This is a genomic window from Massilia haematophila (assembly GCF_042647645.1).
Taxonomy (GTDB): Bacteria; Pseudomonadota; Gammaproteobacteria; order Burkholderiales; family Burkholderiaceae_D; genus Telluria; species Telluria haematophila.
Genome location: NZ_JBHRVV010000001.1, coordinates 693,792 through 714,786 on the forward strand (window position 1 = coordinate 693,792; position 20,995 = coordinate 714,786).

At 63.6% G+C, this 20,995-nt stretch carries 18 protein-coding genes; 14 read left to right on the top strand and 4 right to left on the bottom strand.

Annotated elements, in window-relative coordinates:
• Nucleotides 1-81 precede the first annotated feature (81 nt).
• The 12 genes from ACFOPH_RS03215 to ACFOPH_RS03270 all read left to right on the top strand — a co-directional run bounded on the left by ACFOPH_RS03215 (nucleotide 82) and on the right by ACFOPH_RS03270 (nucleotide 15,349).
• A complete protein-coding gene (locus ACFOPH_RS03215) occupies nucleotides 82-537 on the top strand; it encodes a phage tail assembly chaperone (protein ID WP_312547548.1) in 456 nt (151 codons plus the stop codon).
• 50 nt (nucleotides 538-587) lie between these two features.
• Nucleotides 588-854 (top strand): DUF1799 domain-containing protein, encoded by a 267-nt coding sequence (locus tag ACFOPH_RS03220; protein WP_312547546.1) that lies wholly within the window; start codon nucleotides 588-590, stop codon nucleotides 852-854.
• 161 nt (nucleotides 855-1,015) lie between these two features.
• The gene (locus tag ACFOPH_RS03225; RefSeq protein WP_312547545.1) at nucleotides 1,016-6,970 is read left to right on the top strand and encodes a phage tail length tape measure family protein; all 5,955 of its coding nucleotides are present in this window, start codon (nucleotides 1,016-1,018) and stop codon (nucleotides 6,968-6,970) included.
• Nucleotides 6,967-8,451: a hypothetical protein gene (locus tag ACFOPH_RS03230; protein WP_379733499.1), complete on the top strand. Its 1,485-nt coding sequence runs from the start codon at nucleotides 6,967-6,969 to the stop codon at nucleotides 8,449-8,451. The genes ACFOPH_RS03225 and ACFOPH_RS03230 overlap by 4 nt, the downstream gene beginning before the upstream one ends.
• Nucleotides 8,448-11,945 carry a hypothetical protein gene (locus ACFOPH_RS03235; protein ID WP_379733501.1) on the top strand — a complete coding sequence of 1,166 codons (3,498 nt, stop codon included), beginning with the start codon at nucleotides 8,448-8,450 and terminating at the stop codon, nucleotides 11,943-11,945. Before ACFOPH_RS03230 ends, ACFOPH_RS03235 begins: the two co-directional genes overlap by 4 nt.
• Nucleotides 11,945-12,574 (top strand): hypothetical protein, encoded by a 630-nt coding sequence (locus ACFOPH_RS03240; RefSeq protein ID WP_379733503.1) that lies wholly within the window; start codon nucleotides 11,945-11,947, stop codon nucleotides 12,572-12,574. Before ACFOPH_RS03235 ends, ACFOPH_RS03240 begins: the two co-directional genes overlap by 1 nt.
• 1 nt (nucleotide 12,575) lies before the next feature.
• Nucleotides 12,576-13,397 carry a hypothetical protein gene (locus ACFOPH_RS03245; protein WP_312552412.1) on the top strand — a complete coding sequence of 274 codons (822 nt, stop codon included), beginning with the start codon at nucleotides 12,576-12,578 and terminating at the stop codon, nucleotides 13,395-13,397.
• On the top strand, nucleotides 13,397-13,885 hold the full coding sequence (locus tag ACFOPH_RS03250) for a hypothetical protein (protein ID WP_312552413.1): 489 nt from the start codon (nucleotides 13,397-13,399) through the stop codon (nucleotides 13,883-13,885). The genes ACFOPH_RS03245 and ACFOPH_RS03250 overlap by 1 nt, the downstream gene beginning before the upstream one ends.
• A gap of 63 nt (nucleotides 13,886-13,948) precedes the next feature.
• Nucleotides 13,949-14,200, top strand: a complete 252-nt coding sequence (locus ACFOPH_RS03255) for an HP1 family phage holin (RefSeq protein WP_312552415.1) — start codon at nucleotides 13,949-13,951, stop codon at nucleotides 14,198-14,200.
• Nucleotides 14,197-14,754, top strand: coding sequence for a lysozyme (locus tag ACFOPH_RS03260; RefSeq protein ID WP_312552417.1), 558 nt, complete (start codon nucleotides 14,197-14,199; stop codon nucleotides 14,752-14,754). The genes ACFOPH_RS03255 and ACFOPH_RS03260 overlap by 4 nt, the downstream gene beginning before the upstream one ends.
• Nucleotides 14,733-15,116: a hypothetical protein gene (locus ACFOPH_RS03265; protein WP_379733506.1), complete on the top strand. Its 384-nt coding sequence runs from the start codon at nucleotides 14,733-14,735 to the stop codon at nucleotides 15,114-15,116. The genes ACFOPH_RS03260 and ACFOPH_RS03265 overlap by 22 nt, the downstream gene beginning before the upstream one ends.
• Complete coding sequence (locus ACFOPH_RS03270; protein WP_312552420.1) at nucleotides 15,113-15,349, top strand: hypothetical protein; 237 nt, start codon at nucleotides 15,113-15,115, stop codon at nucleotides 15,347-15,349. The genes ACFOPH_RS03265 and ACFOPH_RS03270 overlap by 4 nt, the downstream gene beginning before the upstream one ends.
• A gap of 414 nt (nucleotides 15,350-15,763) precedes the next feature.
• Here ACFOPH_RS03270 and ACFOPH_RS03275 read toward each other — a convergent pair whose 3' ends face one another.
• A complete protein-coding gene (locus ACFOPH_RS03275; protein ID WP_312552422.1) occupies nucleotides 15,764-16,012 on the bottom strand; it encodes a hypothetical protein in 249 nt (82 codons plus the stop codon).
• A gap of 136 nt (nucleotides 16,013-16,148) precedes the next feature.
• Between ACFOPH_RS03275 and ACFOPH_RS03280 the strand changes: the two genes are divergently transcribed.
• The gene (locus tag ACFOPH_RS03280; RefSeq protein WP_312552423.1) at nucleotides 16,149-16,400 is read left to right on the top strand and encodes a hypothetical protein; all 252 of its coding nucleotides are present in this window, start codon (nucleotides 16,149-16,151) and stop codon (nucleotides 16,398-16,400) included.
• Nucleotides 16,401-16,626: 226 nt separating this feature from the next.
• Here ACFOPH_RS03280 and ACFOPH_RS03285 read toward each other — a convergent pair whose 3' ends face one another.
• Both ACFOPH_RS03285 and ACFOPH_RS03290 read right to left on the bottom strand, forming a co-directional pair.
• Nucleotides 16,627-17,247, bottom strand: a complete 621-nt coding sequence (locus ACFOPH_RS03285; RefSeq protein WP_379733509.1) for a hypothetical protein — start codon at nucleotides 17,245-17,247, stop codon at nucleotides 16,627-16,629.
• Between the two features lie 19 nt (nucleotides 17,248-17,266).
• The gene (locus tag ACFOPH_RS03290; RefSeq protein ID WP_379733511.1) at nucleotides 17,267-18,352 is read right to left on the bottom strand and encodes a M28 family peptidase; all 1,086 of its coding nucleotides are present in this window, start codon (nucleotides 18,350-18,352) and stop codon (nucleotides 17,267-17,269) included.
• A gap of 210 nt (nucleotides 18,353-18,562) precedes the next feature.
• On the opposite strand from ACFOPH_RS03290, the gene ACFOPH_RS03295 reads away from it, so the two are divergent.
• Nucleotides 18,563-19,516: an MBL fold metallo-hydrolase gene (locus ACFOPH_RS03295; protein ID WP_379733513.1), complete on the top strand. Its 954-nt coding sequence runs from the start codon at nucleotides 18,563-18,565 to the stop codon at nucleotides 19,514-19,516.
• A gap of 142 nt (nucleotides 19,517-19,658) precedes the next feature.
• On the opposite strand, the gene ACFOPH_RS03300 is transcribed toward ACFOPH_RS03295, so the two are convergent.
• Entirely contained in the window at nucleotides 19,659-20,942 is a 1,284-nt protein-coding gene (locus ACFOPH_RS03300; RefSeq protein ID WP_312552430.1) for a family 1 glycosylhydrolase, read from the bottom strand.
• Nucleotides 20,943-20,995 lie beyond the last annotated feature (53 nt).

A 20,995-nucleotide genomic window follows, 5' to 3' on the forward strand; every position in this document is an offset into this window, starting at 1 on the left:
GGTCGGCGCTGGCCTTTACGCCGCGAGGTCATTCCTCGCGGTCTTTTTCTTCCGTTTCACCTCACCTGAAAGACAAAAATCATGGCAAAAGCTATCAAAATCGTCCTGGGCAAGCGCCCGCAGCACTTCACCAAGGAAGTGCAGTGCACCATGCTGGATGGTGCCCTGGGCTGCATGGAAGTCAACTACGTGTACCGCAGCCGTACCGAACTGGCGGAGCTCACCGACGAGCTGCAGGCCAAACTGAAGAACGAAGCGAACGCCGAGATCGAGCGCTTCAACGCCGCCGTTACCAAGGCCAAGGAAACCGGCGAAGCGATCCCGGAATTCTCGCTGACGCAGACCGAGATCGTGAAGCGTCAGTCGGCGATCAACGTCGACTACATCATGAAAATCGTCAAGGGCTGGAACCTGGATGCCGACTTCGACAAGGACGGCGTGGCCGAGCTGGTCGACACGCTGCCGGCCATGGCCGAGGCGATCAAATCCGACTATCGCGCCGCGATCAACGAAGGCCGCCTGGGAAACTCCGTCTAATCGCCGAGGCGATGTACACGCCGGGTCCGACGAAAAAGGACCTGGCTGAGATGGAACTCGCCGGCCTCAGACCCGACGACTTCAGCGACGACGTGGTCGAGATCTGGCCTGAGCACTGGGATGCCTATGTGCTATTCGCCTACATGCGCACGCAGTGGCGCGCCGGCGCCATGGGCGTCATCGGTCTCGATTACGGGGTTTTGCATCGGAAGATGGACAGGATGGACCTGGGCGCACTGCAGTACGACGAGCTCGAGGCAGATATCCAGGTCATGGAGTTCGCTGCTCTCAACCTCATGAATAGCCGGGATGAGTAGTGCGCCGGTGAGCAGTGCTGGCACCGGTGCGATTGTTCGCCGGTTCAGGGCGTAGCCTGCAGCGAACGAGATACTCCAGTCGCCTGGCGGGATATAGCCAGCGCTGAACCAGCAATACACCACTAAGCCGCCTACGGGCGGCTTTTCTATTTGGGCATGCCATGACCGATATCGTCAACAACGCAACAATTCGAGTGGTGGCAGACGCTTCGGGCGTGGAAGCAGGCTTGCGCCCGGCCATCAACGCGGCAAACCGCGCCGGCCAGGCAATTACGCAAACCGGGGAGCGCTCCGCTGCGGCGGCGCGCTCGGTAGAACATTCGCAGCGCAACATCATAGCCTCGATCCAGCGCACGACAGTGGCTATGGAGGCCGGCGGCCGCAGCACTGCAAGCTATTACGAGTTGTTGGCCCGCAACCGCGGGGTTGACCCGACATCGCTCACCCCGTATCTGAACCAGTTGCGCGCCGTCGAGGCGGCCCAAACGGAAGCTACTAAAGCAACGCAGGCCCAGGCAGCGGCCGCGCGTGAACTTTCCCAGGCTCAGGGGGCGAAAGAATCGTTCTTGGCGGGTCTGCGCGAGCAGATTGCTTTGTTCGGTAAGTCGGCTGAGGAGGTTCAGCGCTACCGCGCGGCACAAGCCGGCGCCGCGCAGGAATCTTCAATGCTGATCCTGCAGCTGCAGAACATGAAGGCAGCGCACGAGCAATCCGAGGCTGCTGCGCGTGCGCAGGCCGCGGCCCAACGCGAAGCGGCCCAGGCCGAGGCGAGCAAAGCCACGTTCCTCGACGGCTTGCGCGAACAGATCGTCCTGTTCGGTAAGTCGACGGAAGGCATCCTGGAATACCGTGCGGCCCAGGCTGGCGCAGCAAACGAGGCTGCGCCACTGATCGCCCAACTGCGCTCGCTCCGCGAGGCCCACGAACAGGCCGCCGCTGCCGCGCGCCAGACCGCACAGGCGCAGCGTGACAGCGCCCAGGCGCAGAGTGCGCGCGACAACTTCCTGGCTGGTCTGCGTGAGCAAATCGCTCTGTTCGGTAAATCGACTGAGGAAGTGCTGCGCTACCGCGCCGCGCAGGCAGGGGCCGCCAATGCTGCCGATCCACTGATCGCTCAGCTTCGCACCCTGCAGCAAACCCAGGACCAGGTTGCCGCCAGCGCGCGCGCCGCCGCACAGGCGCAGCAGGACGCCGCACAGGCGCAGTCGCGTCGCGACACGTTCTTGGAGGGGCTGCGTGAGCAGATCGCCCTGTATGGTCGCTCGACCGAGGAAGTGCAGCGGCACCATGCCGCCCAACTTGGCCTGACGGCCGTGGCCGAGCCGCTGATCGCACAGTTGCACGCGATGCGGACGGCGCAAGAGCAGGTTGCGGCTGCAGCGCGCGCCGCCGACCAGGCGCAGCGCGAGGCATTGCGGGTCCAGGCGGGGAAGGACAGTTTCATCGCTGGCCTGCGTGAGCAGATCGCCGTCTTCGGCCTGTCTACCGAGGAAGTGTTGCGCTATCGCGCTGCCCAACTCGGGCTGACCTCATCCACCGAGCCGCTGATCGCTCAACTGCGAGACCTGCGCCTGGCGCAAGAGCAGCAGACCTATGCGACCCGGATGGAGGCACAAGCGCAGCGTGAGCTGGCCCAGGCCCAGGCATCGCGGACCTCATTCCTCAAGGGCTTGGAGCAGCAGGTCGCCGCTATCGGCAAGACGCGGACGGAACTGCTGGAGATGCAGGCCGCGCAGTTGGGCGTAACCACCCAGGCGAAGCCGATGCTCGACCAGTTGCGCGCCCAGGACCAGGCATTCCGGAATGGAGGGATGTCCGCGGCGGCGATGAACGCGGCGCTGCGCGGTGTGCCAGCGCAGATGACCGACATTATTGTCAGTCTGCAGGGCGGCCAGGCGCCGCTGACGGTCCTTCTGCAGCAGGGCGGTCAGTTGCGCGACATGTTTGGCGGCGTGGGCGCGGCGGCGCGTGCACTGGGTGGCGCAGTCCTCGGTCTGATTAACCCCTACACCGTCACCGTTGCTGTCCTCGGCACACTGGCCTATGCCTACAAGGCTGGCCACGAGGAAGCGGTGCGGTATTCTCGCGCCCTCATCATGACCGGCAACTTCGCCGGCACCACCGCCGGCCAGATGGCTGACATGGCGGCCAGCATGGAGGAGATCAACGGTTCGCAAGGGACGTCCGCCAAAGCACTGACGACCCTGGCCAGCACCGGCGCCATCGCTGGCGCTAATCTGGAGAAGTTCGGCACTGTGGCCGTCGACGCGCAGCGGGTGCTGAGCAAGAGCGTCGAGGACACGGCCAAGGAATTTGCTGCACTCGGGAAGGATCCGCTTACCGCACTCCGCGCAATGGGCGACCAGTATGGCTTCGTCACGACCGAGACCTATCTTGCCGTGAAGGCAGCGCAGGAACAGGGGCGAATGATCGATGCCGCCCGCATTGCGCAGAGCGCCTACGCCGACGGCGTCGCCAACCAGAAAGAAAAGGTGCTGGAAGTTCTCTCGGCCTGGGAGCGTGGCTGGATCAACATCAAGACAGCGGCGGGTAGCGCATGGGATGCAGTGGTCGACTTTGCTGGTGGTCGGCAGGAGGGGCCTCAGCAGCAGCTTGCTGCGCTGGCCGTGCAGCGCAAGGCGCTTGAGGAGCGGATCGAGCGTCTGAAACGGATCGGCAAGGCGCGCGATGATAAGTACAACCCGAAGACGGATCGGGACGTGCTGGCGGTTGAAGCTCAGGTGGCGGCAAACGAGCGGGCAGTCAAATCCATCAACGACAAAGCTGCCGCCGACAGAAAGGCCGGCGAAGACGCAGGTTTGAAGGTGCAGCGTGAGGCAGTGGAAAGGGAGTGGGCGGACAAGCAGAAAATCCTCCTCACGCGTGCGGAGCTGCGAGACAAAGCGCTGGCCGCTGCCCAAACCCGCGGTGCCGAGCTTGGCATTCCCCAAGTGGATATTGACAAGCAGCTATTGGCCATCCGTCGCGAATACAACGACGTCTACGTGGCCGGAATCGACGCCAGTATCACGTCGCTGCGCAAGCGCGGCGAGCTGCAGGACGAGCTCTCCCGGCGCGAACTCGCACAGATCCAGGCGAAACGGGATGCTGGACTGATTACGGAAGACGAATCTCTGCGTCAAATCGCAAACGTCGACTTGGCTGGTTTTGATCGTCAAAAGCAGGGGCTTCAAGAGCAGCTGGCGCTGACAAAGCAAAAGATCAACAGCGACGCTGCCCAGCGTGATCTTGCTGGGCAAATTGCAAAGATCGACGAGCAGCGAATCAGCCGCCAGCAGCAGCTGGAGAACGATCTGGCCGCCGCCCAGCGAAACCGTTCGCAAGCGAGCATGGACCTCTACATGCAGGGCGTCAAGGCGGCCGCCGCTGAGCTGACCGGGCTGGAAGACCAGGTCAAGGCGCAGCAACTAGCCAATGAAGAAATCGGCTTGAGCAGGGAGGCGGTAGCGGCTCTCCAGGCCGAGCGCATGCTGGCGACTGCGGCGCTGAAAGAGGAAACGGCTGCACAGATGGAGGCGCTGGAGCCTGGCAGCGTGACCGCTGCGCTCTACCGACAGCAGGCCGAAGAACTGCGCAAGCTCGCCGCGCTCAGGCAACAGGGGGCAGTTAACGCTGGAATAGCTGAGGACAACAAGAAGGCCCAGGACAGCCTGAATGAATTCCTCGACCCTGCCAGGGCTCAAACGTTCGGAGAGGCCCTGCGCGAAGCGTTCGGCACCGCTGGCGACTCGATCACGAAGATGACCAGTGCGCTGGATGCGTTCGGCAAGCGTCAGGCAAAAATCGCGGAAGAACGCGGCAATGCCGACCTGCTGCTCCGGAATGGGAAGATCGACGAGGTCAAGCACCTGGAGTATGTCGATAAGCTCAATCAGGAGGGCGCGAAAAACCGCCTGGCCGGCTACGGCGCCATGACGAGTGCGGCCGCCGGCTTCTTTGGCGAGCAAAGCAAGGGCTACAAGGCCCTGCAGGCTGCCTCGCAAGTGTTCCATGCGGCCGAGCTCGCTATGACGCTGGCTGAGCTGGTGCCGAAGGGTATCTCGGCAGTGCTGAATCAGGGCAGTGGCGACCCGTACACCGCCTTTGGGCGGATGGCTGCTATGGCCGCGATCGTCGCGGGCCTCGGCGTTGCCATCGGCGGCATCGGTAGCGGCGGCGTGAGTTTGTCCGAATCGCGCCAGAAGAAGCAGGGTACCGGCTCGGTGCTGGGCTCGGAGGAGAAATCCGAATCGATTGCCAAGTCGCTCGACATTATGGAATCACTGGCCTCGAAGGAGTTGGGGATCAGCGCCGGCATGTTGAAATCGTTGCGCAACATTGAGGCGGGAATCAGCAGCTTCTCCTCGCTGCTTGTTCGCACGACGGACATTGCGAATCCAGATGTGGGGACCCTCAATACTAGCAACGGGTTTGGCAAAAGTGTTGCGTCCTGGGGTCTTGGGGGTGTGATCGTCGGCTCTGTCTTGGCGAAGATTCCCGCTCTTGGAAAAGCTTTCGACAAGGTGGGGACGAGCATTTTCGGGGGCAAACAGAGCGTCGAAGATTCCGGATTCACGATGGGCCGCGCGAACCTGGGTAGCATCCTGGCCGGCGGCGTCAACGCATTGCAGTACGCCGATATCAAGAAGGATGGCGGGTGGTTCCACAGTGACAAGCGCTCGACGAAGCTGGAAGGCATCGGTGCGGAAGGTAATCGTCAGATCAGCACGATTCTGACCTCGCTCTACGATACCGTGTTCGAGGCCGGCAAGCTCCTACAGATCAATGGTGACGAATTTTCGGCGCGCCTGAACAGCTTCGTTGTCGACATCGGCAAGATCAGCTTGAAAGGCAAAACCGGGGAGGAGATCCAGAAGGAACTGTCGGCCGTGTTTTCGAAGATCGGCGACGATCTTGCCAGCTTCGGCGTGGCCGGAATCACCCAGTTCCAGCAGGTTGGAGAGGGGGCGCTTGAAGCCTTGGCGCGCGTGGCTTCGAACTACGCGGGCCTGGACGCGGTCTTGGCCAGCATCGGCAAGTCGTTCGGGACGACCGGGATTGCTAGCATCGCTGCACGCGAAGAGCTGTTATCCATGGCTGGCGGTATCGACGAGCTAGCAAGTCAAGCATCTTCCTTTGCCGAGAATTACCTCACCGAGGCAGAGCGCTTGGCGCCGGTGCAGAAGTTCGTCACCGAGCAGCTGGCGGCGCTGGGCAAGTCAGACCTGCGCTCGCGCGAGTCGTTCAAACAGTACGTGCTCGGCCTGGACCTGACCAGCGAAGCCCAGCGTGAGCAGTACGTTCAGCTGATGGCGTTGCAGGAAGCGTTTGCCAAGGTGTATCCGGCAATCGAGGACACCACCTTGTCGCTGGCCGATGCCAAGGATGCGCTGACCGAGGCCTACAACACAGAGCGTGACGCGATCGATGCGACCATCAACAAAATGTCGTCGTTCGCATCGAGCTTGAAGAGTCTGCGGGACAACGCGCTGCTCGGCGGTCTGTCGCCACTTTCTCCTTCGCAGAAGTATGCGGAAGCCAAGGCTCAGTACGAGGCTGTGCTGGCGGCGGCGCGCGGCGGTGATGAGGCTGCTCAGTCGCAGTACCAGGGCGCATTCAACGCGTTCCTGACTGCGTCCCGAGCGGTGTTCGCCAGCAGTGCGAACTACACGCGGGACTTCGAGTATGCGCAGGCGGCGACCGAAGAGGCGGCCAAATGGGCGGAGAGGGAGATCAACGTCTACAAGGCGCAGCTTGATGTGCTGAAGTTGCAGGTCTCCGGGATCATCGAGGTCAACAAATCGGTGCTGTCGGTTCGCGATGCGCTGCTGCAGTACAACACGGCCGCAGGCAAGAACACGGGCCCGCTGACTGGCTACGCGCCGGTTTCTCCGGGGCCGGTTATCGCAACGCCGACCCGTCAGTCCACCATGGACGCAGTGGTGAATGCGACCAAGGCAATGGGCAGTGAAGTTGCCAAGCTGCGCGCAGAGCAAGCTCAGCACACAGCCGCTCTCATCGCTGCGCAGAACCGCGCGTCAAACGAGTCCTCGAGCGCAATTGTCGGCGCCGTTAGGTCGACCGCATCTACTGAATATAGGGTTCTTCCTGAATGACTGATGCTCAGTTTACGGACTGGCTGAAAAGCCAGTCCGCCTATCGTTGCGTCCTCATCGAGGTGATGGCGCAGGTGGGCGGCACGGAAACCATGGTCTACATGGCGACCAGGCCGTTCACCACGTCGCCGGTGGACACGCCGGCGAATACCACCTATCAGGCCATCGCCATCGTGGGCACGCTGTTCACCGAACGGCTGTCCCTGGAAGGCGATGGCGCACTGTCGGCCGGCGAGCTCGAGATCGACAACACAGCCGGCGTGCGCGATGCCTGGGCCGGCGCCGGATACGTGTGGAAGAACCGTGAGATCCGGGCGTATATCGGCGACATCCGCTGGCCGCGCTCCGAGTTCCGGATGATCTTCAACGGCATCGTGGCCGACATCGCGCCGAGCGGCAGGAGCAAGCTGCTCCTGAAGCTGCGCGACAAGCTGCAGCGTCTAAATACGGCGATCACCGAGGCGAAGCTGGGCGGCGAGACCGAGCAGAAGGACGCGCTGGTCCCGTTCGCCATCGGCCAGGTGTCGAATATCACGCCGCTCCCGGTCGACCCGGTCACGCTGACTTATCGCTACCACTGCGCCTCGGCGGAGGGTGTGATCGGCAACGAGGCCAGGGACAACGCTGCACCGGTCGGCATGACGTCCAACCCTTTGGCCGGCACGGTGACGCTCGAATCCATGCCCGCCGGCGCCGTCACGCTGTCCGTGAAGGGTGACAACGGCGCGGGCTACTGTGACACCGCGGCCATGATGGTCAAGCGCATGGTCACTGCCTACGGCAAGGTGGCCGATCGCTTCACCGATGCGGATCTCGACCTGGACAACATCGCTGCGTTCGACGCTGCGCAGCCTCAGCCGATGGGGTTATACGCGACCGAGCGTCTGAACGTGCTGACCGGTTGCCAGATGCTGCTCGGCAGCATTGGCGCTCAGCTGGTGATGTCGCGCATGGGCAAGCTGCGGCTGATTCAGCTCGCCCTGCCTGGCGCCGGCGCCCCGTTCGCGATCAGGCCAGAGCACATGGTCGACGGCACCCTGCAGCCCACCGGCCGCACCGACGTCGTCGGCGCCGTGAAGCTGGGATTCGCCAAGAGCTGGACCGTGCAGGACGGCGGCACGCTGGCCAACCTGCCCGAGGTGCACAAGCCGCTCTTCACCGAGGAGTGGTTGACCACCACGAAGACCGACGCGGCGACGCTGGCGACCTACCGCCTGAACGCCGAGCCGGTCCAGGTCGACACGATGCTGCTGACCCGGGCCGATGCCGACGCGGAGGCGCAGCGCCGCCTCGACCTGTGGAAGATCCCGCGCACCACCTACGAATTCGAAGGCGTGCCTGAGCTGCTGCAGCTCGAGCTGGGTCAGGCGGTGACTGTCTACAGTCCACGCTTCGGCATGGCGGCCGGCGTTTCCGGCATCGTTATTTCACTTGCGCCCGACTGGAACACCGGGCGTGTCAAGGTAGGGTTTCTCGTATGAGCGCAGTGCTGAACGACCGTGACGCCATCCTGCAGGCGGCCGCCACGCGGATTGTCAATCCGAAGAACGCCGACATCATGCTCACCCAGAGTGCATCGGGTTTCCACGTGAACGCCGCTGGTGCCGCTGATGTTGCGTCGATCACGGTGTCGGCTACGCTGGTCGGCCTGGAGGGCGCCGTATCCTGGTCCGTGCAAGGAGCCACTCTGTCGAACGTGACCGATCGCGAGGCGACCGTCACCTACGCGAACATGCAGGGCAGCACGGCAATCGTCTCCGCCAGCATTATGAGCAGCGGCGAGCGCTTCGCCAAGAGCGTCGTTCTGGCCACCATTCAGGATGGTGCACCTGGCAGCAGTGCGAAGACGGTCAAGCTGACTCCTTCGGAGCAGGTGTTCAAGATCAGCAAGGCAGGCGCGAACTCGCCGGTGAGCATCACGTTGACGGCCACGGGCCAGAACACGGCCGGCACGCCCAGCTTCACGATCCCTGTTGGGACCGCCACGTTGACCGCCGGCTCGAGCTCGGCTCAGAAGGTGCTGACGTTCGCGAACATGGCGACTGACCAGGTGACGGTCGAGGTCACGCTCGACGGCCAGAAGGATCGGGTCACGATCTATAAGGTCAGGGAAGGGCAGGACGGCCAGCCCGGCGCCGACGGCGTTGTCGGGCTGCTTAATAACGAGAGCGTCAATCTGCCAGCGACTGATGCGGGCGTGGTTACTAGTGTCGCCGGTGCCGTGTGCACCATGAAGGTGTACCGCGGCGCGGCCGATGACAGCGCAAATTGGACGTACGCCTACTCCCCAGCATCCGTGGCAGGCGGCCTGCAGTACACCACCAGTGGCGGCACGCTGACCGTCACCGGTCTGGCCGCGGGCGTTGACTCGGCGTTCGTCGACATCACCGCCTCGCGTACCGGCTATGCCAGCATCACGAAGCGGTTCAGCGTGGCGAAGGCCAAGTCTGGCGCTGGCGGCACCCCGGGTGTGGATGCTCGGAACCTCACGCTTGTAGCGTCCTCCCAAGTGGTGCAGGTCGCCAAGAACGGCACGGCCAGCCCGGCAAGTGTCACGCTCACGTCGACCGCGCAGAACTTGGCGGGCACGCCGACGTTCGCCATCACATCCGGCACGGCTACTTTGACCGGTGCCGGCAGCGCTCGCAGCTTCACCTATGCTTCGATGACGTCCGACAGCGTGACCGTCCGAGTAACCCAGGATGGCCTGACCGACACGGTCACGATCGTCAAGCTGCGCGAAGGCGCCGACGGCGCGGCTGCGATCACCGGCATGCTCAGCAACGAAATCGTCACGCTGCCGGCGTCGAGCGCGGGCGTAGTTTCCAGCTTCAGCGGCGCCGTGTGCTCGATGAAGGTCTACAACGGCACGGCCGACGACACGGCAAACTGGGGCTTCGCTTACGCGCCGGCCTCGTCGACCGCGAGCCTGCAGTACACCACGACCACGAGCGGCACGGTGACCGTGACCGGCATGAACAACGGCGTCGATTCGGCTTACGTCGACATCACCGCCAGCCGCACCGGCTACGCCGCGATTACGAAGCGCTTCACTGTCACCAAGAGCAAAGCGGGTGCCAGCGTCACAGGCGCCCGCGGCGCTGGCCAGTACTACGTCGTCGGCTCAGCCTGGTCAGATGTTGTTGCGCAGGCCGCATGCCCGGGTGGCCCGGTTATCAACGACCAGGTCAACATCAGCAATGGCACGGTCACCTACACGAAGCGCTGGGATGGTGCGGCGTGGAACGTGCCGGGCGCGTACTTGAGCGATGAGTTGTTCGTCGAGAAGGGTATTCGCGCGTCGAAGGTCGATACCAACGGCCTGATTGTGCGCGCCCCTGATGGCACCGTACTACTGGACATGGGTGGCCTGCGCAAAGGTTACGAGGCGCCAGGCACTAAGAACAGCGAGCAGCAGTGGGTCGATGTTCAGGGTATCCCCTACGAGAGCATCCTTAACAATGACGACTCCGTGGCAATGGGCTTCAACCCGACGTTTGCGGATTGGCCGAGCGGACAGGCGCGCCCGACGGGCTGGAGCGGCAGCAGCCCGGTGCGCGAGACAGCTATCAGGCGCCTCGGGCAATGGGCCATCCGTTTTAACACGCCGGGCGGCACGCAAATTGGCATGAATCGAAGGGTCGCGTTGCCAACGCCGCTGCCGCTCGGGACGTTCATTGCTGGCACCTACGATGTGTACGTCGCCCGTATCGACCCGACCAATACGACCGGCAAGCCGGGCCTCATGGTGCGTCTGTGGTGGGGCACCGCCAACGGTGAATATACCGATCGTCATTTCCCGGCTTCGCAGACCACTGGCGGGTGGCAGCGCATCAACTTCACGGCGCGCCCGGCCGCAGGCAAGCAAATCCTGCAAGTCGAGTTCTACCTGTTCGGGTCGTTCAGCAACTCGGCGTACGGCGGGCATTTCTTCGGCGATGTGGTTTTCGACAACTTCCGCTTCGCCCTGTTCGACAATAGCCTGGACAACACCGCTATCAGCATTGGCGCGGACGGCACGCTCGGCGGCGCTGGCGGCGGCCAGGTCACGATCACCGGCCTTGGCTACACCGGCGCCCTTGACGCCACAAAGGGTGCGCCGTCGGGCACAACCGTTGGCGGCACTGAGGCCGGTCTTGTGGCATCCCGCGCGCTCAACGGTGACTCTGCCTACAACGCGGTGAACAACGCCAGTAGCGGACTGGCCTCGAAGCTGTCTGCCGCTGGCAATCAGAACCTGTCCGGTCCGGTCTCACTGACCTCGGCGGGCGCCATTGTCGTGGGCACCCTCAACGACGGCGTGCGCATCAACACGACCGGCATCATTGGTCGCAAGGCTGGATACACCACGTTTTCCGTAGCTGCTGACGGAACTGCTCTGTTCGGCGGGAATCTGGTTGCGGCAAGTGGCACGCTCGGCTCGCTGCACATGGCCGCAGACGGTGCAATCCATGGCGGCGTGTTCAACTCATGGGCGCAATGGCTAGCGGGAGGCGGTGCGGGGTTTTACTTCGACTCGACCGTGCTCGCGCTGGGAGATTACGCTGCCGGCAAGTACGTCATCCTGTATGCGGACGGCCGTTGCTACATGCCGGGTTTCCGCATGGAGAGCGGTCAGCTGACGCTGGATAACACCATCATCATCAACCCGAAATTGCAAACCTCGTTCAGCGCAAACATGACCAACATGACGCTGAATAGTCAAGTCAACACCAGCACCTACGCCAGCTACTCCAAGTCACCCACGCTATCGAATGGCGTCGGACCCTATCGTCACAGGTATTCGCTGACGGTGGAGGAAGGCGACATGATACTCGGGAGTGACCCGACAGCCGACACCGCGCTCATCAGGGCTCGCGGAAGTAATAGGGTCTGCTCCGGCTACCTAGTGGACGAGGTAACCGACGCATCCGGCGCGCGCGCGGTTGCCAGTTGTCGCATTTACATTCAATTCGGAACAGGGGTGCCAAACTAATGGAGCAGATTCGATACCTGATTGTTCGGAGCGAGGATTCGCTCGTGCTGGGCGCGCAGCATTTCGATGACGCGGGGCCGCTGCCGGCGCCTCCAGAGTGCCCGCTTCACGGAGCCTCGCTCGTGCAGTTCGACGGCGATTTCTCACGTGCCGGTCGCCGCCACACCGAAATGGCCTACCTGCTCGAGGATGGGGCAATCGAGTGGCGCGACACAGCGGTGCTTGACGATGAGCGCGAGGCTGCAATCGAGACAATCGACTCTGCCTGCGAGGACCTGCGCCTGGCCGTCATCAGCAAGATGACCCAGACCGAGGAGTACAAGCTCGCCGAGCAGCACGCGCGCGAGTACCGCGCTGCCGGATATACCGGCGAGGCCGGGCGGGGAGTCACCGGCTGGACGCGTGCCAAGCACCGCCAAGGATGGACGGACCGGGATGCGGCCGACGACATCTTGGCTACAGCCGACCGCTGGTACGGGCTGCTGTTCGACATCCGCGACGCCCGGCTTGCCGCCAAAGAGGACGTGCGCCACGAGACCGAGGTCGCGGCCATCGGCGCCATCGTGGCCGGCGTGCAGGCCCACATGGAATCCCTCGCCCTGCAGATGAACACCACCACCACGGAATAACATGCCAAACCTGAGAATCGTCAGCGACAACGCCGTCAGCCGCGCGGCGACGCTTGTCGCCTCCACCACCGCTGGCGGGCTCGCCGCCGCCAACCTGGCCAGGGATACGAAGTCCAATGTGCACCGCGCCACCGGCACGAGCGTCACCTACACGCTGACCTGGGTGGCCGCTGAACCGATCGGCTGCGTCGCGCTCCCGTTCTGCAACCTGTCGCCGACGGCGACGATGCGCGTGCGCGCCTACGCTAGCAATGGCACGACGGTCCTGTACGACAGCGGCGCTGGGTTGGCCTGCCCGGCGCCGGCGCTGCGCCCCCTGGGGTTCACCGCGGCTCAGGCTGCGAGCGCGTACGCGTACGGAGGCGGGGCCTGTGCCCGGCGCTGGTTCAGCCAGGTCAACGCCTTCAAGTTGGTGATCGACATCGTCGATACGAACAACCTGCAGGGCTACGTCGAGGCGGCGTGTCTGGTAGTGGGGGCGACCTGGTCCCCAAAGTACAACGCCTCGGCGACGTCGGTTTCGGTGATTGACCGCACGGAGATCTCGCGCAGCGCCGCCGGCGACCAGTTGGCCGACCCGGGAACGATCAGCCGCAAGGTTCCTGTCGACCTGCGCGCAATGCCGGAGGCGGACCGCGCCCGCTTCCTCGACATGGTGCGCAACAGCCGAGCATACCCGGTCCTGCTGTCGGTATTTCCTGAGGACGCCGACCTGGCGCTCGAGCGGGACTTCACGATCTATGGCCGGCGCACGAAAGATTCTGACATCGCGTACCAATTCCTGGGCGCCTACGCAACCACCCTTGAAATCGAGGAGATCTGATGGAACAACCGAAACGCCCCGGTATTGTCACGGTCCGGCTCACCAGTCGCTGGCCGTATAACCCGATCAGCCTGGCGGTCGGCGTCGCCGCCGGCTCGCGCCAGTTCAGCCACTCGATCACGGTCATTGGCGAGCGCGCTTACGAAGCGTCGATGACGCACGGTTGCCGCGCCGGTGCGGTCGACCAGCTGATGAGGGGCATCGTCATCTATCGGGACATGCCGGTGGTGGTGCCCGATATCGACGCTGCGCTGGCCTTCGCCGAGGCCCAGATGGGGAAGGGCTACGACTTCGCCGGCGCCGTCGGTATTCCGCTGACCTACTCGGAGGATTGGACCGACGACAGCAAGTGGTGGTGCTCGGATCTGACCTTCGCAATTCTGCTGGCCGGCGGCCTGCGCATCTTCGACCCGGCCGTGATGAAGCGCGTCCGCCCCATCGACCTGCACATGGCCGACTACCCGAAATCCCAACTGATGCGCGCCTGATCGGCGTGCACGCCATCCAGGCCGCGCGATGCGGCTTTTTTTACGCCCAACAAAAAGGCACACATGAAAGTAACTCCACTTGATGCGACCAGCTACGCCGGCGGCATCGTCTCCATCGGCAGCGCCGTCACCCTCACGCAATGGGGCGTGATCGCCGGCATCCTGACCGCGTTGCTGACCCTGCTGCTGAACGTCTGGTACACGCAACAGAAGAACGCGCGCGAGCAGCGCCTGGCTGACCAGCAGGCGCACCTGGCCGACCTGGCTGAGCGCGAAGCAAAAGCGCGGCTCGCTGCCCTCGGGGTGAAGCTGTGAGCGGTCGTATCGGGCCGGGTGGCCTGGCGAGCATCGTCGGCGCAGCGGCGGCCACCGCGCTGCTGGTCTTCACGCCGGACTTCGAAGGCACCGAGCTGACCACCTACCGCGACCTGGGCGGCGTGCTGACCTATTGCACCGGCGCCACCGAGAATGCGATGTGGGGCAAGACGTACACGCCGGACCAGTGTCGCGCCCAGCTCGACCGCGACCTGGAACGGCACGCCGCCGGCATTGCTCGTTGCGTGCCCATGGATCGCTTGACGAACGGCCAGAAGGTGGCCTTCGTCGACGTGGCCTACAACATCGGCGTGTCGGCCTTCTGCGGCTCGAGCATGGCGCGCCGTGCCAATGCTGGCGACATCGTCGGCGCCTGCAATGCGCTGCTCGCGTGGAACAAGATCACCGTCATGCGACCAGTCCTAGGGGAGGATGGCAAGCCGGTCAAGGATCTGTACGGCAGGGTTGTGATGCGCAAGGTGATCGAGGAAGTGCGCGGGCTGACGCGCCGGCGCCAGGCCGAGCGCGAACTGTGTCTGAAAGGATTGTCATGATCGACGTCACCCTGACAAAGTTCCGGCTGACCGCTGGCGCCGCCGTGCTTTCCCTGGCCCTCGCCGGGGCCGCGACGGCCGGCGCCGTCATCAACGGCTGGCGGCTTGATACCGCGAACCAGCGCGCGCTGGCCAGCGAGAAGGACAAGCGCGTCGCCGTCGAGAAGCTGCTGGTCGAGCAAAGCGTCGCGGTCGACAAGCTGGGCGCCGAGAAGCGCGCCGCCGACGAGCGCCGCCAGGTGGCTGAGAAGTTCGCCGCCTCCGCCATCGCGCGGACAAAGGATCGAGGCGCCGCCGTCGCCGCCAGCCAGGCGCCGGACTGCGACGGCGTGATGCGCGAGGCCTGGGAGGGCTGGCGGTGAGGGCGCTGATCCTGTTCCTGCTGTTGGCGGGCTGCGCGGCCGAGCCGCAGAAAATCCCGGTACCGGTCACGGTCGGCTGTGTCGGCGAGGTGCCGGCGCGCCCGGTCCAGACCTTCGGCGCTGGTGCCTACCCGGGCAACAAGGCGGCCGCGCAGGCTGCGCTGATCGACAGTGCTGCCTGGGAGGGCTACGCGTTGAAGCTTGAGGTAGTCATCGCTGGATGCACCCGATAGCTATCGCGCAGTGGACAGCTTTCTAAAGCGAGGAGGTCTAGCTATGTGTGGATAAAGTTCCGCCAGTACGCCCCAGGCAACTGCCCATCGGCCGGCCTTGTGTCGTTCCGCTTTCGTCTCGACGGAGTACCACCTTTCCTGCGCGCGCGACATTCGGCGGCGCGCGTAGTCCTTGGCGTCAAGCGAGGGAGTTGAGTGTGAAAAGTGTTCGGCCATTTCATTCGCCCTTGTAGTGGATAATGAAACGCGAAACAGAAATACGCGCGTATGCAGCCCATGCGCGCGCCCATCTTATTGCAAGACGGCGTGTTTCGTCATCCTCGGCGAAGATAAATCGGTCCAGTGCCAGCGACGACCTGTAGCGCGCGTAAGCGCTGGCAGTGAGAAAGAGCGGGCGCGGCACGGTGTCGAGCGCTAATGAAGCGTCTCATCCGACCAGGTCACCGCAAGGGCCTGTTCGACAACCACATCATCCGCCATGGACTGGAGTGGGAGCTCCGCATCCGGGGCGAAGGCGATGATCTGGCAATGATCAGGGTCGGCCTGGTTGAGACGCAGCCATTCCTCTCGGGATACAGTCTGACCAGTAGGCTTTGGCAACGTAATCCAAAACCCAGTCTCCCGCTCCGCGATAACCTGGTACAGGTCGAGCATCGTATCCATGTGGGCACCCCTCGCATCCTCATGATGGAGAAAGATTACGACTGCCAAACGTAGGTGTCACGTGTTGCCGTGCGCGAACATGCAGGAAGCATACCGTGCGCTGCTATACTGTATAAATGCACAGTACTGGTGAAGTATGGGACTCAAGCCGCCATTGACGAGAGAAACACTGGTCGAAATTCAGGAGCGCAATCCTGGGTCCGCCGACGTGCGTGCTTTACTGTGGGAGGTGAAGCGGCTGCGCGCCCTGGCACTGTACGCTGACCAACTGCAGCGCATGCTCTCTACACTGCCTGGACCGCAGGGCGCGATCCTCGACACGCTGCGCGAAAAGCTCAAAGACGAGCCGTGCGTGCACGAATTTCCCCGGCTGCCGCCGGAAGCGTAATCCCTGAATCCTGCGTTATTCAACAAAGTGCGATTGAATGAAAACAAGGGCTTACAACGGCTGGTCAGCCAAACCAATAACGCAGCGGGCCAACCCTAAGCTGTTGAGAAAAAAGAAATTTTAAGGTAGCGAGCACCTGACTTCTAAGCTGAGGGTCGCTGGTTCGAACCCAGCTGGGCAGGCCAATCGTCGCGTTTCGCGACGCGTCCTTGCCCGCCGCGATACGTCAGCCCATGCTTCCCCATGCCCTCAGCAGCGTAGCCAATCCTTTTTGCGAACCTGCGACGGCGTAAGTCTTCCCGCTCACGTCTTCGACGTACAGTTCCTCCGCCTGCAGCGCTTCCGCGCCATGCGTAAAGATGAATTCGGCGCAGTCCTCGTCGGTAGGCCGAAACACCAACTCGAGGGTCTGTCCTTCCGCCAGCTTGACGACGACGCGATGGGCCAACAGCTTGCTCTGGAGTTCCTGCAGCCGCTCCTGCGTCAGCTCGCCGTCGAGTTGGGGCGTCTGCAGGGTGCGCCACCACTTTTCTTTTCCGGCATGCTTGACCAGGTTCAGGATCATGACAGGACGGCGTCCCAGGTTCGTGATCCGGATGAACATCGCGGGAGTAGGGGAAGGCCCTGCTTGGTTCTCCCACATGATGGTGCTGCTCGCCTGCAACTTGCTTCGATCGCGCAGATAGTTGAGTAGCGCAACAGCGAAGCTTGCCGCTGCCACGAGGAGCGCAAGCGTGGATATGACGATAGCTGTTTCCAAATGCTTCTGCCCGATGAGTGAGAGATCCGCCCGGATCGCGCCGTCGTGGGAACCCGGCCCGTGATCGCCGGCGGCGTGCCTGGACACGCTTCGGCGCCATCACGCTTTACTTGAGACTGCGCTGTTCCTGCACGCCGAGATACTTCGCCGCCTTCGCGTTCGCCCGGCTCCACTTCGGCGCTTCCGCACTGTTGGCGATGTTCCAGATCGCCAGCGCCACGGCGCGGCTCACCGCCGCCATGTTTTCGTAGTCGATCTTGTCCCAGTGATCGCCGGCGCCGTGGTAGTCGGGGAAGGCGTAGGCCACGCTGACGGTGTGCGCCGGAATGCCCTGGTCGGCCAGCGCCTGGTTGTCGCTGTGCGCGAAATACTTGTCGCTGTTGACCGGATGCTTCCAGACCTTGATGCCGGTCTGGTCGCCGGCCTGCTTCAGGATCGCGCCCACGTCCGAGAAATCGTAGCCGGTCACGGCAAAAGCCAGTTTCTGCGGGCCTTCGCTGTCGTCGGTGCGGCCGACCTGTTCCAGGTTGATGCCGGCCACGGTTTTCTCGATCGGCACCAGCGGATTGGCGCCGTAGTAGCGCGAGCCGACCAGGCCGTGTTCTTCGCCGAACACCGTCATGAAGACGATGCTGCGCTTCGGACGTTCCTTCTGCGCGCCGAAGGCCTTGGCCAGTTCGATCACCGACACCGTGCCGCTGCCGTCGTCGTTGGCGCCGTTGAAGATGCCGTCGCCTTCGCCGGGCTTCAGGCCGACGTGGTCGTAGTGCGCCGTCACCAGGATGTAGCTGTCCTTCAGCGCCGGGTCGGAACCGCGCAGGATGCCGACCACGTTGCGCACTTTCGCGGGCGCGGCCGGCGCCGCGTTCTTGTCGCGGCGCGGATTGATCTTGTTCCAGTCGGCGGTCTGGAAGTAGGGCTCGTCGCCCAGCGGTTCCAGGCCCGCGGCGCGGAATTGCGAGGCGATGAATTCGGCGGCGATGTCCAGTCCGCGCGACGGCGTGCCGCGTCCCTCCAGCGCGTCCGACGCCAGGAAGGCCAGGTTGCCGCGCATGGCCGTGGCGGAGATCCGGTCGAGGAGCGGCGCGGCCTCGACGGCGGGCGCGGCAGGGCCGGCGGCGGCGAGCGGTGCGGCGATCAGCAGTGCCGCGTGCAGCACGGCGCGGGAAAGAAGGCGGCGGGTGATTGGCATATGTATGTCGGGGCAGCGGTGTCGTTCGGGTTGGTGAAGTGGCAAAACTCGTCAAGTATAGCGCCGGATCGCCGGGCGGGCGAGCCTCGGGCCGGGCAGCAATATTCCCGGCGTCTTGTATGTTTGCAAACGGACGCCGTGCGGCAGGGCTTCATGGTAGCGTTGCCACGTTGTGGGCCCGATGCCGGGTCCGATCACCAGGGAGCCTTTATGCCTGTCAGTCGCCTGTTGGGAAGCGCGGTCTTGTCCGTCGCGCTGAGCTGCACCTTTGCCACCGCCGCCTTCGCCCAGGCGCCGGCGGACACCGTCGATACCTTCACGCTCAAGCTCCCGGCCGGCGACCCGGCGGCGGCCAGCGCCGAGAGCGGCACGGTGCAGTTCATCGGCACGGCCACCGTCATCATCCGCTACCAGGGCTTCACCATCCTCACCGACCCGAATTTCCTGCACAAGGGCGACCACGTGCACCTCGGCTATGGCCTGACGTCCCAGCGCCAGACCAATCCCGCCATCGCGTTCGACCAGCTGCCGCCGATCGACCTCGTGATCCTGTCGCACATGCATGGCGACCACTTCGACCAGCTGGTGCAGGAAAAACTGCCGCGCAACACCCCGATCGTCACCAACAAGGAGGCAGGCGAGGCGCTCAAGAAGATGGGCTTCACCCAGCGTTTCGCGCTGAGCGAATGGGACCGGCTGGAAGTGAGCAAGGGCGACGCGCGCCTGCGCATCACCGCGGCGCCGGGACGCCACGGCGCGGCTGGCGTATCGATCCTGCTGCCAAAGGTGACGGGCAGCGTGCTCGACTTCGGCGCCAATCCCGATACGCCCGATTACCGCATGTACATCAGTGGCGACACCCTGGTCTACGACGACATCCGGGCCATTCCGCAGCGCTTCCCGGGCATTGACCTGGCGCTGCTGCACCTGGGCGGCACCCGCATCCTGGGCGTATTCAAGGTGACGATGGATGGCAAGGACGGCGTCGAGATGCTGCAGATCATCCGGCCGAAGAAGGCGATCCCGATTCACTACAACGACTACGACGTCTTCAAGTCGCCGCTTGCCGATTTCGCGCGCGAGGTCAAGGCGGCCGGGCTGGAGGAGGGTGTGGTCTACCTTGCACATGGCGAGAGCTACACCTTCACGCCGCGCAAGCGCTAGAGCGCCTGACAAAACCTCGATGGCGGCGTTGCATCGTCTCGCCATACATTCGGTACTGTCTTCCGCCGCGGCGGCGATGCCTCGGGTGGCCGCACCCCTTGCCCTGGAGGCTTTGTCAGGCGCTCTTTGGCGAGGTGCCGCGCTACTGGCCGAGCAGACTGCCGCCCACGGGCGACTCGGGATGGATGGTCGAGAGCTCGCTGTCGAATTCGTGCGGCATCACCACTGGCACCTGCAGGCAGATGCTCTTGGTCGGCAGCACGGTTTCCCACGCACGCACGAGCTCGCGATAAGCGACGCCCACCGGCCGGATCTTGCGGTCGAGGTCGAACAGCCCGAGCGCATTCACGTTGCCGTTGTTTTCCCTTAGCGCACTGTCCCAGTCGACCTGGTCGGTGAGCGAATACCAGGTAAAGCCGATCAGCGGCACCCCATTGTTACGCACCCGCAGCACGTTCGCCCATTCCTTCTTGAGCCAGTACACGGCTTCGTCGCCCGTCGGGCCCTGGCACAGGTTCGTTTCGGTGTGCATCACGGGCAGCCGATAGCGGTTGTAGTACTGGTGCGTGATGACCGCGTAGCCGAAGATCTCGCCGGCGGCGCGCGTCAGGCCGTCGGCCGACACATAGTGTTCGTTGGTCTGGTAATAGTCGTTCCCCATGATGCAATGGTGCTTCAGGTTGTGCTGGAGAAAAAAGTGGTATTCCCCGCGCGTCATCCCGTTGTCCAGCAGGTATTCGTACATTTCCGAATCGACGCGCCGTCCATAGTTCAGGTCGAGCGCGAGGAAACGCAGCGCATTCTTGATCTCGGCCGGACCGATGGCGTCCGGCGACTCCGCATGGAAATACTCGGTTGATTCGCTCTGCACGAACAGCGCATCGGGACGGATCTTGAGGATCTCGTGCATTGCCAGGATGTTGGCCTTTACCAAATGCTTGATCGCGGTGACGAAGGCGACGTCGGTGCGCAACTGTTCGTTCCACCAGCCGTAGAGCGTCGAGAACACGGCGCAGATCCACATTTCGTTGATCGGCGTGTACATTTGCACCCAGGGATAGCGCCGGGCGAAGGCGCCGGCGTAGCTGGCGAAGAGTTCGGGGAAATCGGGATTCTGGAAGTTGCCGATCCAGTCAGGTACGCCGAAGTGGCAGAGGTCGACGATGGGCGCGATGTTACGGCGCCGCAGGTCGGTGAAGGCGAGATCGGAAAATTCCCAGTCGTAGCGTTCGGGTCCGACAAGGGTGCGGTGCAGGGGCGGGCCGTAGCGCAGCACGCGCAGCCCCAGTTCCTGCACCAGGTCGAAGTCGAGCGACCAGTGGGTGTAGTGACCGCATTTTTCCAGCTCGTCCATCCGTGTGCGGCCGCCGTCGATGGTCGGGTTGCTGTTCTCGATCCCCGTCGCGAAAATGAAACCTGGATGCATCGGCCCCTCCCTTCGTCGGTATTGCCTTCAGTATTGTCCACGCATGGGCCGAT